15 protein-coding genes and 1 pseudogene are annotated in these 14752 nt (G+C 68.7%); 5 read left to right on the top strand and 11 right to left on the bottom strand.

Annotated elements, in window-relative coordinates; translation table 11 throughout:
* Nucleotides 1–170: 170 nt before the first annotated feature.
* Nucleotides 171–956: an SDR family oxidoreductase gene (locus AB0F03_RS33645; protein WP_361999144.1), complete on the bottom strand. Its 786-nt coding sequence runs from the start codon at nt 954–956 to the stop codon at nt 171–173.
* A 192-nt stretch (nt 957–1148) separates the two neighbouring features.
* Between AB0F03_RS33645 and AB0F03_RS33640 the strand changes: the two genes are divergently transcribed.
* Nucleotides 1149–1838, top strand: coding sequence for a TetR family transcriptional regulator (locus AB0F03_RS33640; protein ID WP_361999143.1), 690 nt, complete (start codon nt 1149–1151; stop codon nt 1836–1838).
* A 70-nt stretch (nt 1839–1908) separates the two neighbouring features.
* Here the strand turns inward: AB0F03_RS33640 and AB0F03_RS33635 are convergent.
* Together AB0F03_RS33635 and AB0F03_RS33630 are read right to left on the bottom strand one after the other, a co-directional pair.
* Nucleotides 1909–2113: pseudogene (locus AB0F03_RS33635) on the bottom strand (pyridoxamine 5'-phosphate oxidase family protein); the annotation flags it as partial.
* 86 nt (nt 2114–2199) lie between these two features.
* A complete protein-coding gene (locus AB0F03_RS33630; RefSeq protein ID WP_361999140.1) occupies nt 2200–3270 on the bottom strand; it encodes an alkene reductase in 1071 nt (356 codons plus the stop codon).
* A 261-nt stretch (nt 3271–3531) separates the two neighbouring features.
* Between AB0F03_RS33630 and AB0F03_RS33625 the strand changes: the two genes are divergently transcribed.
* Nucleotides 3532–4065, top strand: coding sequence for a MarR family winged helix-turn-helix transcriptional regulator (locus AB0F03_RS33625; RefSeq protein ID WP_361999192.1), 534 nt, complete (start codon nt 3532–3534; stop codon nt 4063–4065).
* Nucleotides 4066–4254: 189 nt separating this feature from the next.
* Here the strand turns inward: AB0F03_RS33625 and AB0F03_RS33620 are convergent, their stop codons facing one another.
* The 3 genes from AB0F03_RS33620 to AB0F03_RS33610 all read right to left on the bottom strand — a co-directional run bounded on the left by AB0F03_RS33620 (nt 4255) and on the right by AB0F03_RS33610 (nt 7507).
* Entirely contained in the window at nt 4255–5124 is an 870-nt protein-coding gene (locus tag AB0F03_RS33620) for an NmrA/HSCARG family protein (protein WP_361999138.1), read from the bottom strand.
* 199 nt (nt 5125–5323) lie between these two features.
* Nucleotides 5324–5638 carry an HNH endonuclease family protein gene (locus AB0F03_RS33615; RefSeq protein ID WP_361999189.1) on the bottom strand — a complete coding sequence of 105 codons (315 nt, stop codon included), beginning with the start codon at nt 5636–5638 and terminating at the stop codon, nt 5324–5326.
* Between the two features lie 126 nt (nt 5639–5764).
* Nucleotides 5765–7507: an endo-1,4-beta-xylanase gene (locus AB0F03_RS33610; protein WP_361999135.1), complete on the bottom strand. Its 1743-nt coding sequence runs from the start codon at nt 7505–7507 to the stop codon at nt 5765–5767.
* Nucleotides 7508–7974: 467 nt separating this feature from the next.
* Between AB0F03_RS33610 and AB0F03_RS33605 the strand changes: the two genes are divergently transcribed.
* A complete protein-coding gene (locus tag AB0F03_RS33605; protein ID WP_361999133.1) occupies nt 7975–8430 on the top strand; it encodes a hypothetical protein in 456 nt (151 codons plus the stop codon).
* 451 nt (nt 8431–8881) lie between these two features.
* Here the strand turns inward: AB0F03_RS33605 and AB0F03_RS33600 are convergent, their stop codons facing one another.
* Nucleotides 8882–9142: a hypothetical protein gene (locus tag AB0F03_RS33600; protein WP_361999130.1), complete on the bottom strand. Its 261-nt coding sequence runs from the start codon at nt 9140–9142 to the stop codon at nt 8882–8884.
* Here AB0F03_RS33600 and AB0F03_RS33595 point away from each other — a divergent pair.
* Entirely contained in the window at nt 9141–9398 is a 258-nt protein-coding gene (locus tag AB0F03_RS33595) for a hypothetical protein (protein WP_361999127.1), read from the top strand. The two genes, AB0F03_RS33600 and AB0F03_RS33595, sit on opposite strands and share 2 nt — an antisense overlap.
* 324 nt (nt 9399–9722) lie before the next feature.
* Here AB0F03_RS33595 and AB0F03_RS33590 read toward each other — a convergent pair whose 3' ends face one another.
* Together AB0F03_RS33590 and AB0F03_RS33585 are read right to left on the bottom strand one after the other, a co-directional pair.
* Nucleotides 9723–11003 (bottom strand): FAD-dependent monooxygenase, encoded by a 1281-nt coding sequence (locus AB0F03_RS33590; protein ID WP_361999124.1) that lies wholly within the window; start codon nt 11001–11003, stop codon nt 9723–9725.
* Between the two features lie 147 nt (nt 11004–11150).
* Nucleotides 11151–11516, bottom strand: a complete 366-nt coding sequence (locus AB0F03_RS33585; RefSeq protein WP_361999121.1) for a hypothetical protein — start codon at nt 11514–11516, stop codon at nt 11151–11153.
* 423 nt (nt 11517–11939) lie between these two features.
* Between AB0F03_RS33585 and AB0F03_RS33580 the strand changes: the two genes are divergently transcribed.
* Nucleotides 11940–12557 (top strand): TetR/AcrR family transcriptional regulator, encoded by a 618-nt coding sequence (locus AB0F03_RS33580; RefSeq protein WP_361999119.1) that lies wholly within the window; start codon nt 11940–11942, stop codon nt 12555–12557.
* Between the two features lie 245 nt (nt 12558–12802).
* Here the strand turns inward: AB0F03_RS33580 and AB0F03_RS33575 are convergent, their stop codons facing one another.
* Nucleotides 12803–13630 (bottom strand): ZIP family metal transporter, encoded by an 828-nt coding sequence (locus AB0F03_RS33575; protein ID WP_361999116.1) that lies wholly within the window; start codon nt 13628–13630, stop codon nt 12803–12805.
* Between the two features lie 280 nt (nt 13631–13910).
* Complete coding sequence (locus tag AB0F03_RS33570) at nt 13911–14426, bottom strand: hypothetical protein (RefSeq protein WP_361999113.1); 516 nt, start codon at nt 14424–14426, stop codon at nt 13911–13913.
* Nucleotides 14427–14752 lie beyond the last annotated feature (326 nt).

Below are 14752 nucleotides of genomic sequence, written 5' to 3'. Positions count from 1 at the left end.
GTGTTCGAGGGACCGCTCACCCGGACACGGATGGATTGCGGCCGGCCACCGACCCCGGTTTCCGCGAGGAGACGGTCGCAGCCTGCCGGGGCGGCGGCTGGAGGGACCGCTACCGCCCGCGAGGACCCCTGGCCTGGTGGGAGACGCGGCTGGTGCCGACGGCCTGATCATCAGAAGAATCCGCCGTCCACGGGCAGGGTGCGGCCGGTCATGTAGGCGGCGTCGTCGCTGGCGAGGAAGGCATAACCTGCTGCGACTTCCTCGGGCTGCGCCAGACGTCCGAGCGCACCGTGCACCGACAGCCACTGCTCCAGCGACATCGTGTCCCGGAGCTGGGGGTGCTGGTAACTGGCTCCGTGCTCTGTGGCCATGTCGGTGGCCGTGCCGCCGGGGGCGATGGCGTTGATCGTGATGCCGCGCTGGCCGAGTTCGGCGGAGAGGTTGAGCACCATCGCTTCCACGGCGGCCTTGGATGCGGCGTACAGGGTGTGGCCGAAGACCGCACGGGTGGCGCTGACCGAGGAGGTGAGCACGATCTTCCCACCGATGCCCATGTGAGCGGCTGCCTGCTGGGCCGCGAACAGCTGGCCGCGGGTGTTGATGGCGAAGACGTGGTCGAAGTCGGCTGGAGTTATGTGTTCCAGGGCGTCGAAGTGTTCGACGCCCGCGCACGAGGCCAGAACGTCGAGCCGGCCGAACAGATCCATGGCCTGCTCGAACAGGTCCCTGGTCTGGCCGGGGTCGGCGACGTCGGCGCGCAGCGCGACGGCGCGGCCGCCATCGGCGCTGAGCGTGGAGACGAGGTCCTGCGCTGCCTGCTCATTGCCTCGGTAACCGATCACGACAGCGGCGCCTTCTGCTGCCAGGCGCGTCGCGACCGCCGCTCCGATGCCTCGGCTGCCGCCGGTGACGACGGCGACTTTTTCTGTGAAGCGCGAACAGTGCACTGCAGTCATGGGATGCGTTCCTTCCTCTTGGTGAAGTGGGGCTTGCCGGGCGCCAGACATGCGTCCGGTGCAATCCGCACCGCGCGGGCGCCGCGGCCCAGGGAGACTCGTCGAGGCTAACACTAACCGCAGGAAATCCTTCACTTATGTGGGTGACGTAGTCTCGGCCTGCAGGTAACGACGACAGCAGAGGTGTACCCGGTGACCGCCAGCCCGGCCGAGGGACGCGCAAGTGCGCGGTTGCGTACCGATGCAGCGCGCAATCGCGCCCAGATCCTGAGTGCCGCCCGCAGCGCCTTCCTCGAAGCGGGCACAGCCGTCCCGCTGGAGGAGATCGCCCGTCGTGCGGGCGTGAACATCGCCACGCTCTATCGGCGCTTCGCCGGCCGGGAGGCGCTGATCGCCCAGGTCGTCATCGAGGGATTCGGCATCGTTTTGGACGCAGCCCGTGCAGCGGTGCCGCAGGCGCGGACGGACCCGCCTGCAGCCGTGGAGGCGTTCTTGCGGGCGATGATCGACAGCCGCGATCTGCTGGTCCTCCCCTTGATCGGCGGACCGCAGACCGACGCCCCTGAGGCTCGTGAGCTGCAACGAGAGATCGCCACCGCCTTGGAAGAGATCCTTGCCGAGGGACGCCGGCACAACGTGATCCGTGCAGACGTCACGGCAGTGGATCTGATCACCACCGCTGCGCTGCTGTGCCGTCCTCTGCCCCACCTCCCGCCCGAGCAGGCAGCTGCACTGACGGCACGGCACGTCGGCGTCTTCCTCGACGGCCTGCGACCCGGCCAGTCCCGGATCCTGCCGCCGGCCCCCAGTCCGGAAGAGATGGCCGAACATCTCCACGGCAGTCGCGGCGAGACCGCCCGGGGGCAGGCAGACACGGCCTGACGGGGTGCCGGCACGGCCCCGATCTTGCCGAGTCAACGGATGACTTGCCGGGCACCGCGGGTGCGCACGTCAGCGCCGCCCTGGGGTTGGAGTGCAAGTTGCGCCACTTCTTCGTCGCGCCCAGCTGTGGTCGCCGATCAGGATGGTCGAGTCATCCTGGACGGAGAAGCCCACCGGGTTGACCTGGGGCTGCCCGGAGGGGTCGACCGCGGGGCCAGGCGCCCCAGACGCTGGCCGGCGGGGTAGCTGCGCCCCTGCTCGCTGAAGCCGGTCATGGAGTCACCTACCCTCCGCCGCCCGGGCTCCGCACCCGGGCTCCGGCCAGGGTGAGCCACGTCAGCCGGGGGTGCGGTGCGTGCGGTCAGGCGGGCAGGACGGAGTAGTCGGTGTAGCCGCGGTCCTCACCGCCGTAGAAGGTGGCCTGATCGGGGTTGTTGAAGGGGCCGCCCAGCTGCAGGCGGCGGGGCAGGTCGGGGTTGGCCAGGAACAGCATGCCGAAGGCGATCAGGTCCGCAGTGCCGTCCTCGATGAGGGTGAGCGCGTCAGGACCTGTCGGGTCGGGGTGGGTGAAGGGGTTGAGGACGAACGTGGTGGGCCACGCCTTGCGCAGACGAAGGGTGAGGCCGCGGTCCGGGCCCTCCATCAGGTGCAGATAGCCCAGGCCCAGGGGGGCGAGCTTGTCCACCAGCGCACCATAGGTGACGTCCGGGTCCTGCTCGACGATGTCGTTGTAGGGATTGCCGGGAGACAGACGGATACCGGTGCGGTGGGCACCGATCGCGTCCGCCACCGCCCGGGTCACCTCGACGGCGAAGCGGATACGTCCCTCGACGGTGCCTCCCCACACGTCGGTGCGCTGATTGGAATTGGGGGCGAGGAACTGGTGGACGAGGTAACCGTTCGCACCGTGGATCTCCACACCGTCGAAGCCGGCGGCGACCGCGTTGCGGGCGGCGGCGGCGAAGTCGTCGATGGTCTGCCAGATCTCCGGCTCGGTGAGCTCCCTGGGAGTCACCATGTCCTGCGGTCCTTGGTGGGTGAAGACCCGGCCCTCGGCTGCGATGGGGGACGGGGCGACCGGGACCATCCCGTCGGGCAGGAGGCTGGGGTGCCCGATGCGTCCGGTGTGCATCAACTGGGCGAAGATCACGCCCCCTTCACGGTGGACCGCGTCGGTCACCTTCCGCCACCCGGCGATCTGCTCGGGCGAGTGCAGGCCCGGAGTGTCGGGATAGCCCTGGCCGACCACCGACGGCTGAGTTCCCTCCGTGACGATCAGCCCGGCACTCGCCCGCTGGGCGTAGTACTCGGCCATCGATGCGGTAGGGACAGCACCGGCACCGTAGGCACGGCTGCGGGTCATCGGGGCCATCACGATGCGGTTGGCCAGGCGCTTGCCGCCCAGCAGAAACGGTTCGAAAGCGGTGCTCATGATCGGACTCCTTTGGCGAGAAACAGGGTCGGACGGGACTGGTCCTGACCACCCGACTCCTGTGCGGCTACACGCCGCTCGACGACTTACCTGTCCGAACAAGTAAATACACACCCATCACCCCCCGGGAAGAGTGACTCGCGCCACATGGGGTACGAAAGCCCTGCTAATCCTGCTGGACTACCGCTGCCCGGTTCACACGGGAAGAGGTATGCTGATAACTGTTCAGACAGCTATCCGTTCCTCGGGAGACCCAGCGTGGTGAGACGTGAACCGTCGGGCGAAAACGCCCAGGCAGAGCCGGACGCGGGCGTCGCAACGGTTCCCCTTCCCTCCGCCGCCCGCACCGGCCAGGTCAGCCACGCGATCTTCCGCGTAGCACGCCTGCACCGCATGCTCGCCGGCCAGCTCCTGCGCCGCGTCGGCCTGCACCCCGGGCAAGAACTGGTGATGATGCACCTGTGGGAACAGGGGCCCCAACGCCAGACCGATCTCGTGCGCCTGCTGGACTCCGACGCCGCCACCATGACCCGCACCATCCGGCGCCTGGAGCACGCAGGCTTCGTCCGTCGCCGCCCCTGTCCCACCGACAAGCGCGCCGCCCTCATCGAGGTCACGCCCGCCGGCCACGCCCTGCAAGCCGTAGTCGAAAGCATCTGGGCCGAACTGGAACAGCACACCACCGCCGGACTGGCACTCGAGGAGCGGGAGACCGTGCTGCGCATGCTTGGCCAGCTCGAGGAAAACCTCACCCGCACGCCGCCGCCTCAGACCGAGTCCGACGCATCCCTGTAACGCGCTGAGGGCGGCTCCCAACGGGAGAACGGTGTAGGTGCGGGGCCGGGAACGCCGGGGTGGATCCGCTTCACCGTCGGGATCGCTTCGGCCGCTGCCGACAACTGCTCACTCCAGTCACCTTCGGCCTCCCGGACATCCTGCCGAGCCAGCAGAAACCATCAGCGCCGGTCGGACCGCCTCTTGCCCTCACACCTGCCAGTGATGCCTGTGCAGGTAGCCCTCCAGCGACAGCATTCCCGGACGAATCGTGCGCAGCTGTGCCAGGTCGGCCTCGTAACCGGTCGTCTCGAACCAGCGGTTCATCACATACATCTCCTCCCCCTGCTGTTCGAGGAAGTCGTCCCAGGGAATGTGACGCACCTCCACCGGACGCTGAAGGACCCGGGCGAAGACCTCGGCACACTCCGCCATCGACAGCTCGTCCCCCGCCAGGTCCACAGACCGTCCCACCCACCGGTCGGGCTGGCTCATGGCCAGCAGGGTGAACGCGCCGATGTCCTCGACACTGACCTGCTGCACCGGCCGCTCAAACGACAGCGGTGTTTCCAGGGAGCCGTTGATGATCTCCTGTCGGCGGCCCTCCCAGTTCTCCATCAAGAACACCGGCCGCAGCACGGTGAAGGGAATCGAGCTCTGCGCGAGGTGCTGCTCGATCTCGTACTTGCTGTTGAAATGCGCGATACCGGTGTTCCTATGGGCGCTGCCCACCGAACTGAACACGAAGTGCTCCACGCCGGCCTCTGCCGCAAGGTCCACCATCAGCCTGCCCTGGGCCACCTCTCCCTCGTAGCCGGCCCCGAAGTACTGCGTCACGCAGAACACCGCATCCACGCCGGCCAAGGCCGCACGCAGAGAGGCGGCGTCCTTCAGATCCCCGGCCACCACCTGCGCACCCTGATCTGCCAGCGCACGAGCGGCCGGCTTGCCCGGATCACGAGTCAACGCATGCACCGGCCAGCCCGCCTGAAGCAGATGCCGGGACACCGCTCCCCCCTGCTGGCCCGTGGCTCCGAGCACCAGTACCGCGTGGCGCCGCTCGCCCGCTTCGGAAGTCATTGGTACCCACCTCTCAACACGCCACCAGCGCGATCAGTCACTTCCCCACTACGACCCTGCGACAAGCAGTCACGGCCCATCGGTACCACCGGCGGCCGGTCACCCAAACCGCGGCCCAGTACGGCCGGTGGCTGGCCGGACGTCCAGTGCCCGTGGCGCGGGTCGCTCCAGTCCCGGCCTCAGGAGCCCTGGGCCTCCTTCAGCGGGCCGTGGTCACGGTGACGGGCATGTTCGGGCAATGACTGAGGACGTCCGTGAGCGCCGCCTGCTCCACGGTGTCGACACTCAATCCCCAACGGGTCTTGTCGGCCACCCAGTCGGTGACGTACTGGCAGCGGTAGCCGAGGGCCGACGGCAACCACGTGCTCGGGTCCTGGTCGGCCTTGGACCGGTTCGAGGCGGCCGACACCGCGATCAGCGCGCGGTCGTCACCGAGGTCGTTGGCGTAGGCCTCGCGTTCCTTCGCCGTCCAGGCGGAGGCGCCGGAGTCCCAGGCCTCGGCGAGCGGGACCAGGTGTTATCCGCACCCTGTTTGCGACTATGACAATGACCCCCCAGCGCTGAAAGACCACAGGCCCGAACCAGCACTACTGACTCTCACTACCACCGACACCAAACCGAGAGATCGCACCTTGATTCCTCACGCCTCGTCAAAGGCCTCGAGCAGGCGCTCGTACGCCAGCTTCGGCCGCAGGGCCGCGTCCCACGGCAGGGAATCGGCCGTGCGCGGCGGATAGGTCTTGGTGTCGGCGGTGGAACCGTACCGGTCGGTGAATCCCCATGTGGAGAACGATGTGCAGTTCGGCTCCTCCAGGCAGGCCCGCAGCTTGCCCGCCATCTCATCAGCCTGGGTCTGCCGCCCGTCCTCCTCGTCCTCACCTATGGGGACATCCATCTCCGACACCCGCGCCTGAACGCCGAGCTCCGCCAGATCCCGCACATGGCTGCGGAAGGTCTCCGGGTCGATGCGGTCGCCGGGTGCGTACTCATGATTCTGGAAACCCACGCCGTCGATCGGTACGCCGCGTTCCTTGAGCCGCTTGACCAGATCGTAAAGGGCGTCCCACCGCTCGCCTTCCTCCTCGACCCCGTACTCGTTGAGGAACAGCCGTGCCTTCGGATCGGCCCGGTGGGCGGCCCTGAACGCCTCGTCGATGTACTCCTCGCCCATGGCCTCGAACCACGGGCTCTGCTCGGAGCGCAGACCGAGATCCCCGTTGGTGTAGCTCTTCTCGTCGTCGGACATGGGCTCGTTGACCACATCCCATTCCGCGACCTTTCCCTTGAAGTGCCCGGCGACCATGGCGATGTGCCGGAGCATGGTTCGGCGCACCCCCTCGGGGTCGTCGTTCTCCCGCATCCAGTTGGGCAGAGCCTCGTGCCAGACGAGGGTGTGCGCGTGCACCTTCATGTCGTTTGCGCGGGCGAAGCGTACGAGTAGGTCCGCGTCGCGGAAGTCGTAGACGCCCCGGCGTGGGTGGAGGAACTGTGGCTTGAACGCGTTCTCCGGAGTGAGCAGGGAGAACTGGCTCCCCGCGAGCGCCCGGTAGCGTGAGTCGGTGAGCAGCGGGTTCTCGGCTAGGGCGGCGCCGACGTCGAACGGCCGCCCCACGTCTGCGGCACGCGCACGCAGCGAGTCGTCGGACTGCTCCTGGCGTAGCTGCGGCGCCTTGATCACGCGGAGCGAGTCACCGCTCTCTGCCCGCGCGATCAGCTGCGTCAGACGCCACCCCTCGCGGCGCTCGTCTTCGCCCGCGTCCGCCTCCAGACCGAACCAGACAGTGCCCTCGGCGAACACCCCCGGGTCCTGCACGGTTCCCAGCCGCCGCCCGTCGGCTTTCACGCGGAAGGTGTCACCGATGCTCGACACGGCGAGCGTCACCGTCCCGGAGCAGCCGCAGTCGAATTCCTTGGAGGTGGCCGGCTCATCGCCCTCGCCGTCCCATATCTGTACCTTCACTTGTCCGTCAGCGGTCACGCCGACGCGGAGTGAGGGCCGCTCCTGCCGCCACTCGTCGTAGATGACCGGTACCCGTCCGTACAGCCGCAGCCATGAGTCGCCGTCACCGTCACCCACACCGGACATGCGCGCGGTGACGGTGAAGTCGCCATCGGACCTAAGATGCGGGCCGGCCAGGTTCAGCGGGGGGTTGGGCCGGCCGCCGGAGGAGTCCTGCTCCACGATGTGCCGATCCAATGCGCTGACCCGCAGGATGTCGTTCCGCGCGGTGGTGCCCGGCATGTGCGTCCAGTCGTGGTTCCGCAGCAGGTCTTCGTCGTTTCCGCCGGCCGCGCCTTCGCTCTGCCCCGTACACCCGGCCGCCACCGCCATGACGAGCACCACGGCGGTCAGTCGCTGCCACGTCCCCCCACCAAGGTCCACGGCCCCTCCCACTCTCTTGTTCGAGACGGGGTCAACGTCTCGAAACCGGGCCACAGTTCATCACACATGAGGTACGGCGGCCTTGTGTGGCACGTCCCAGCTCGCGTGGCGGAGCGGGCCCGGATCGTTGCGGCCTGCACGGAAGGCGCATCAAACACGCGTGTGCCAGCGGACTTCAGGGTATTCACGGAGACGGTACGCAAGTAGCGCTCACGGTTCGCTGACCGGCGGATGGTGGGACTGGCGGACGAGCCGCGGCCGGGCCGCCACAAGTCAGAACTGGTACTCAGCGAGGCTGAGTGTACGGAGTTGACGCGCTGGTCGTGACGTTCGAATACGCGGGATCGTCCGGGCGGTCATGCGACTTGCTCCGGTGCTGGGCGGGGCGGGGCACGGACTGGAGGCGCCGGGCGGGGGCCTCGATGAGCTGGCCAGCTGCCTGGTCGAGCCAGGAACGGAGCGCGGGGATGTCGCCGAGTCCGGCGGCGGCGAGTACTTGGCACGCCTCGTCGGTGGTGGCGATGCCGGGCAGGATCGTGGGCTGTCCGGGCGCCGGGCGGGCCCCGGTGGCGGCGCCAGGTCCCGCAGGGACCAGACGGCACGGCCGTCCTCGTCCCCCTCGCCGAAGCCTGGGACTCCGGGGCCTCCACCTGGACGCCTGCGGAGCGCGAGGCCTACGCCACGACCTCGACGATCCCCGCGACCTGGTCGCCGTCTCGGCCGCCTCCAACCGGTCCAAGGCCGACCGGGACTCCTCCCCGTGGCTGCCCCCGGCCGCCGGCTACCGCTGCACCTACGTCACCGACTGGATCGCCGGCAGAACCCGCTGTGGCCGGACCATCGATACCCCTGAACAGACCGCACTGGCCGAGGTCCTCGAACAGTGCCCCGTCACCCCGATCACCGTCACTCTCGCCCGGTAGAAACCCAGCGGCCTCCCGGTGGCCGGGTGACTACGCAGCTGGCCGCTGCAACGCGTGGAGGCGGCCGGGGCAAGTCGGCCACGGCCCTCAGCATCGCCCCGGACGCGAACAGCCGGGCGACGGGACCACGGGGACGCGTCCCGGCGACGGCGCAGGCACGGCGGCGGACCGGGGACGTGACCGCGCCGCCGTCGGCAAGGGCCATCGCGGTGGAGGGTCAGCGGGGGCCGCGTTCCTGGATCTGGTTGGTCAGCCGCTGGTCGGGGCGGTGGGGACTCGCCGCAGATCTCTTCGGCTTTGAAACGTTCTACGGCTTCGCGCAGGGTGGCGGCCTGCGGTGGCCCGCGGCCAATTCAGCCGGGCGCGGTGGTGGGCGTGGACGATGTGGAAATCCGTGTCGAGGGCCTGACGCATCCAGTGGGCGACGAGCGGGCGCCGTCAGGCGTGGCGGTCAGGCGCTGTGGAGTACTTGTGGAGCAGGGGGTGTGGTTATGAGACCGGTCGGTTTGCGAATGCGGCGGGCGACGGCCAGAAGCGTGGTGACCCGGGCAGGGGCGGTGCCGGTGATGGTGGCGATGCGGTCGATGCTCAGGCGTAGGTCGTCGTAGAGGAGCGCGGTGTCTTCGGCCGGGGTGGGAGTGCGGCCGGCGCGGCGGGCGACGGCGCGGGTGTGCTCCTGCCAGACCCAGGCGGAGGGACATTGTCCGGTCATGATCCAGGTCCAGTTGCTGGCGGTCCCCGCCCGACCCGGACCGCCCGGACCGCCCGGACCGCCCAGCGCAGGGATGCCGTCGGAGGCCCCGTTGCTGTCGGTGCACGCCGCCGTGGTGTTCCTGGCGGCCGTCATCATCGGTCTCGTCATGGGCGGCCTCATGTTCCTCCACGACAAGTCCGTGCCCGCAGCCGTCGCGACGGGCCTGGTGGCCGCTGGAGGCAGCGTTCCCGTGCTGCACAAGCTGATCGGCTGACCGGCGGCGGGGCCGGGTGCACCTGCTGCGCTCGGCCCCACCGCATCTCTCGGGCGTCAGGCGGCGTGGAACTCGTGGGCGTGGTCACCGCGCCACTCCACCCACTACGGATCGTCCAAGATGGCCTCGGGTTCGGCGACGCCGGCGCCCTCGAGGGCGTCCTACGCGTGGCCTTCCAGCGCGCTCGGTCAACTCCTCCTTCCCGCCCTTGGTCGGGGGCCACGGCACGCCCCGGGTGGCGAGCTGGTCACGCTTCCAGCCGCCGGCGGCTGTGCGAGCGGCTTCGATCTCTTCGGGCGAGGGCAGTCCGCCCGGGGCGGCCGCTCAGTTACCGGGTGCGTCGGGACGGGGTGCTGAAACGCTCCGCAGGGACTCGCTGCCCGCCGATCCCTCGTCGCCGCCCCAAGGCCGCTGCCGAGCCGCCGTGTCGCCTCGTCGGCGGGCGAGGTACCAGCGTCGGCCGGTGGCGAAGGCGCGCCGTGCTCCGCGTACGGCGGTGATCTGGGTGGCGAGGTGGAGTTGGTGGTGCCAGGGGCTCTGACCGGCATGGCGTACCGACATGGCGTGCGCAAAGGCAACCGCATCGCGGTCGAGGTACTGGTCCACGTGCTCGAACCACGCCATGCTCGTACGGGCTGCTGCCTGCACCGGATGGAGTTCCGCACGGCGATGGAGGTCGTACTCCCGCAGCGCGCCCTGGACGTCCGGGTATTCGCGCAGGCTGTGGGCGAGGACGACTGCGTCGATGATCGCCAGTCTGGTGCCTGACCCCAGCGTGAAGTGGGTGGTGTGGGCGGCGTCGCCGAGCAGCACCGTCGTGCCGTGGTACCAGCTGTCGTTCGTCACGTGCGCGAAGCGATGCCAATGCGCCGGTGCGCCCCGTGATCGGCTGAGCAGGCGGTGACCATCGAGCGCGCGTTGGAAGATGCCCTCCAGCAGCTGCACTCCTTCATCGTCGCCGAGCAGGTCGAGTCCGAGAGCTTTCCAGGTTTGCGGTGAGCATTCGACGATGCAGGTGCTGATGCCCGCGACCGAGGGATAGGCATGAAGCCAGACCCATCCGGCGGGTGTCCGGTTGAAGCTGAACACGAAGCTGCGAAACGGCTGTTCTGTGCCGAGCCAGATGTAGGGATTGAGACCGACCTCGACGTGCGTGCCGAACTCCATGTGATGACCACGGATCCGGCTGTTCGCACCGTCGGCGGCAACGACAAGGTCCGCTGGGGGAAGCGCCGAGGGCTCCGCAACGTGATGGCCGTACTGGACATCGACACCGAGCTGTGTGGCACGGCGCGCCAGGATGTCGAGCAGGGCCGATCGGCCGATGCTGTAGCCGTAACCTCCGAAGTAGGCTGTCTGTTCGCCGTTGATGCCGTGCACGCGTACTTCCTGGTCCTGCCACAGCACCGACCTGGCAGCGATCTCTCGCGCACTTTCGGGATCGTTGCGGTAGAGGACGTCGAGCAGGTCGTCCCAGTACACGACGCCCCAGCCGTAGGTGGCCGCCGACGGATCGCGCTCCAACACGGTGACCTCGTGTCCGGCATCGCGCAGCTTGGCCGAGATCGCGAAGTACAACCCTGCGGGCCCCGCACCGACGCACACGACTCTCACCGCTGTTCACCGCCCCGACTATCGGCCGGAGGGACGCCGGCCACCTAAGTAGGGTCCGGATGCCCGAGAAACCCGGGCATCCGGAGAAAGAACTCGCACACACTTCTGCTGTTGATCGGTGTCTCGGTGTGCTGGAGCTCAGTAGTTACGGTCACCGTTACCGTGATCGCCGTTACCGTGATCACCGTTACCGCGGCCGTGATCGCCATGATCGCCGTGATCGCCGTGATCGCCGTGATCGCCGTGGTCGCCGTGGTCGCCGTGGTCGCCGTGGTCGCCGTGGTCGCCGTGGTCGCCGTGGTCGCCGTTGTCACCCCAGCCCCAGCCCCAGCCGTCACCGGAGTGGCGGCTGTCTCCCCAGCCCCAGCCCCAGCCCCAGCCCCAGCCGCCGTCGTGGGAGGAGACGGAGGCAACGGAGGACGATGGGGCGGAGGCGGCTGCACTGACGGCGCCGGCACCGGCCGCGACGGCGAGGATGGGCGCCGTGCAGATCACTACGGCCATGCGCCGCATCCTGGTCCTGTTTGCACGCACGATGATGCCCCCTTCTGGGGGTGGAGAAAAAGATCTCTGGCGTCGACGGACGGCGCCCAGAGGCACCAGCTTCTGCGGTCAGATCTAGTGCACGATGATCCGTGGTCCCCCCGGCGGGAATGGCCGTCACAGCGCTTTCCCCTGGGGCTTGCGGATCTTACTATTGAGTACAAGAGCGCTCTAAACGGTACGAAACGCCCCGTACCGCCAAAAATAGGGCCGCTTCTCGGGCAAAGTCAACGGGTTTGCGCCAGTGGCTCACAAGGGAGGCTCACGGTGGTAACTCCCAGGAAGCACAACGGCGGGCAAGACCCTTCCGTGCCCGAGCACGCCGACCAGCGCAGCTGCACCGCCCCTCGCTCCAGGCGGCGGCGCAGGGAATCTCACGAGGCCGTGGTTCGTGCCGCGAAAGACCTGCTGAGCGAGGTCGGATATCAGCGGCTTTCTTTCGAAGGTGTCGCACGGCGGGCCGGAGTCAGCAAAGCGACGATCTATCGGTGGTGGCCGAACAAGGCAGCCCTCGTGATCGAGGCCCTCAGCGGTGAGGTCCCACTTCCCCCGATCCATGCAACCGGCGATCTGGAAGCCGACCTGCGCACCGCCGTCCGGCTCACCATCGATCTCGTCTCCGCGATGCCCACCTGTCTGATCCTTCCGGCGCTTCTCGCCGATGTGATCGAGGACCCCACGGGTACCGGATCCTTCGCCGACCTCATCGAACCGCGCCGCGCGTCGGTCGTGGAACTGTTGGAGCGGGCACGCCTCGAAGGCCGCCTACCGCTGGACACCGACACGTCGCTGATGGTCGACATCTATTCCGGAACTATCGTCTACCTGGCCGCCGTGAGCCGCGAATCGCCCGGCGAGGAAGTGACAGATCAGATCGTCAGCCTCCTGCTGCACGGCAGACTCCCAGCCCACAAGCCCTCTCATGACGAGCAGCCCGGCCGGGACGGCCTGCCCGAGGCCAGTGTCGCGTCGGCGCCCGCAGTTCGGAAGCGAGCCCCGTAGGACCTACGGAAAGGCGCCCCTCTTGTTGCCGCTCCTGGGTCGCGACGGGACACGGTCGGGGACTATCGGGCATGGCTGTCGGTCTACGCACCATCCGGTGTGCTCGATGCGCGCCATCGGAGTGCTGTCATGTGCCCGAGGGTTCCAGCAGGCGTGGCAGGGATTGGTCAGGCCGGCCCGGGGCCAGCCGGATGACGCCGTCTGCGCCGTGTCACAGTGCCGGCGGCGAGGTCGTACGGCCCGGTTCAGGCGCCCGCGGCGGTGACGACGGCGTCCGTGGCGAAGCCCAGGAGGAGGCCGAGGAGGATGCACCAGGTGGTGAGCGTCTTCAGGCCGGTCTTGCGGGCTACGGCCAACAGTTCGATGACCACGTAGAGGATCGATCCGGCGGCGAGGCCGAGGAAGGCGATCGACAGGGTGTCGTTGACCAGGTGCTGGCCGAGGAGGGTGCCGAGGAAGGTGGGTCCGCCGCCGATGAGGCCGAGCCACAGCAGAGTGGGCCAGGAGGGGCGCTCGCCTTCCGCGGCCAGCGGGGCGACGATGCCGAAGCCCTCGGTGGCATTATGCAGGCCGAAGCCGATGATGAGCAGGAGGGCGAGAGAGATCTCGCCCTGGGCAGCGGAGTTGCCGATGGCCAGGCCCTCGGCGAAGTTGTGCAGGCCGATACCGGTGGCGATCATCAGGGCGAGCGAGCCGGCCTGGCTCCGGGTGCGGGGCGCCAGCTCGGCGGAGACGGCAGCGCCGGGGCCGGCGGGCCGGGCTGCGGCCTCGCGGCGGCGGGCGATCCAACCGTCGTAGTGCACGAGACCGGCGAGTCCGATGGTCAGGCCCGCGGCCAGGGTGGCACCCCCGGAGGCGACGGTCCCCCACTCGTGCTTGCCCAGCGCCTCGTCGACCGGCTCCCAGGCATGGGCCAGCACATCCCAGACGAGGAAGATCAGGATGCCGATGGCCACGGCGTTCAGGCCCGCCCGGAGCCGGGGCGTGGGCGTGCGGAGACGGCCGAGGGGGAGGCCGAGGTAGATGGTGAAGCCTGCGATGGCTCCGAGCAGGGCGATATTGCCGCTGGACATGGGGTCTCCGCTCTGGGGGTGCACGGGAAGCGCACAGAATGTAAGGCAGGCAAGCCTTGCCTAACAAGGCACGGAGTCCGGCTTGAGTGAACTTGGGGAAGTCATTACGCGTGCCGTGCTGTCGACGCAATCCCGGGCAAGGGGTATCTCGGTATGAGCTCTTAAGAGGCTCTCGACGTCGAGGGGCGGCACCGAAAGCGCGGTCAGCCAACCCCCTTCACCTCATGTACCGCCCTCGGGGTGCCCTCTCCCCCGTGCGCTGTGACCGCTGAGCGTTGGGTCAGCCGCTGGCGGGTATCGGGCCGGCCGGGGCAGAGAGTGTCTGGTGAGCGTGGGGGCAGGGCGCGGCAGAAGTGGTTGTGGGAATGCGCATCCGGCGCAGGAGATCACGGGTGGTGCGCTTGCGCAGCGTGCTGCGCCAGGTCAGTCCCGGGTGGCGGGACCGTAGGTGTGACAGCGCACGGGTGCCCAGGCCGGTGCTGTGGAAGCGCTCGTCGATGACGACGGCGGTGATGACGCCCTGCGCGCAGTCAGTGCAGATCCGGTACCGGACCTGGCCGACGACCTGGCGGGTGTGCACGAGTAGCAGGCATTCGTCGCCCGGGCCGGGGTCGTCCGGGATGTGCGTGGACAGGAAATCGACTGCCCGGTAGGCGAGGACGCGGCGACGAAGGCGGCCGGTGCGCCGGCCTCGGCGTGAGTGCTTGGCGTCGTTGTGACCGGGCGGCGATGTCTCGGCTGTGGAGGCCTGGCCGATGAGACTGCCGCTGGTGGGACGCGCATGTCGTCCGTGCATGACGTCTCGTGTGCCCCAACAGCCGACGGATACCCGTTCCAGCGCGCCGGGCACCCGCCCGGGGGCATCCTCTCGTCCCGGGACGGCCTCCCGTCACCTGTTCGGCAGACGGTGCGGACGTGATCTCCCGGCGGATACCAGGTCTCAAACGGATCCGCCGGGATGTCGCCAGGCACGGGGAGCATGGCCTGGGAGTCCAGGCCACACAAGGTGTGCAGCCCTGGCTGACCACTAGGCCGTTTCGTTTGGATCACCGAGCGGACCAGAGGAAGATGCCCGCGACGTGCAGTCCAGCCAGGTAGATGGTGGCGGTCTTCTCGTAGCGG

The organism is Streptomyces sp. NPDC028722, from assembly GCF_040637655.1.
GTDB lineage: Bacteria > Actinomycetota > Actinomycetes > Streptomycetales > Streptomycetaceae > Streptomyces.
This window is presented reverse-complemented; position numbering and strand designations above follow the sequence as displayed.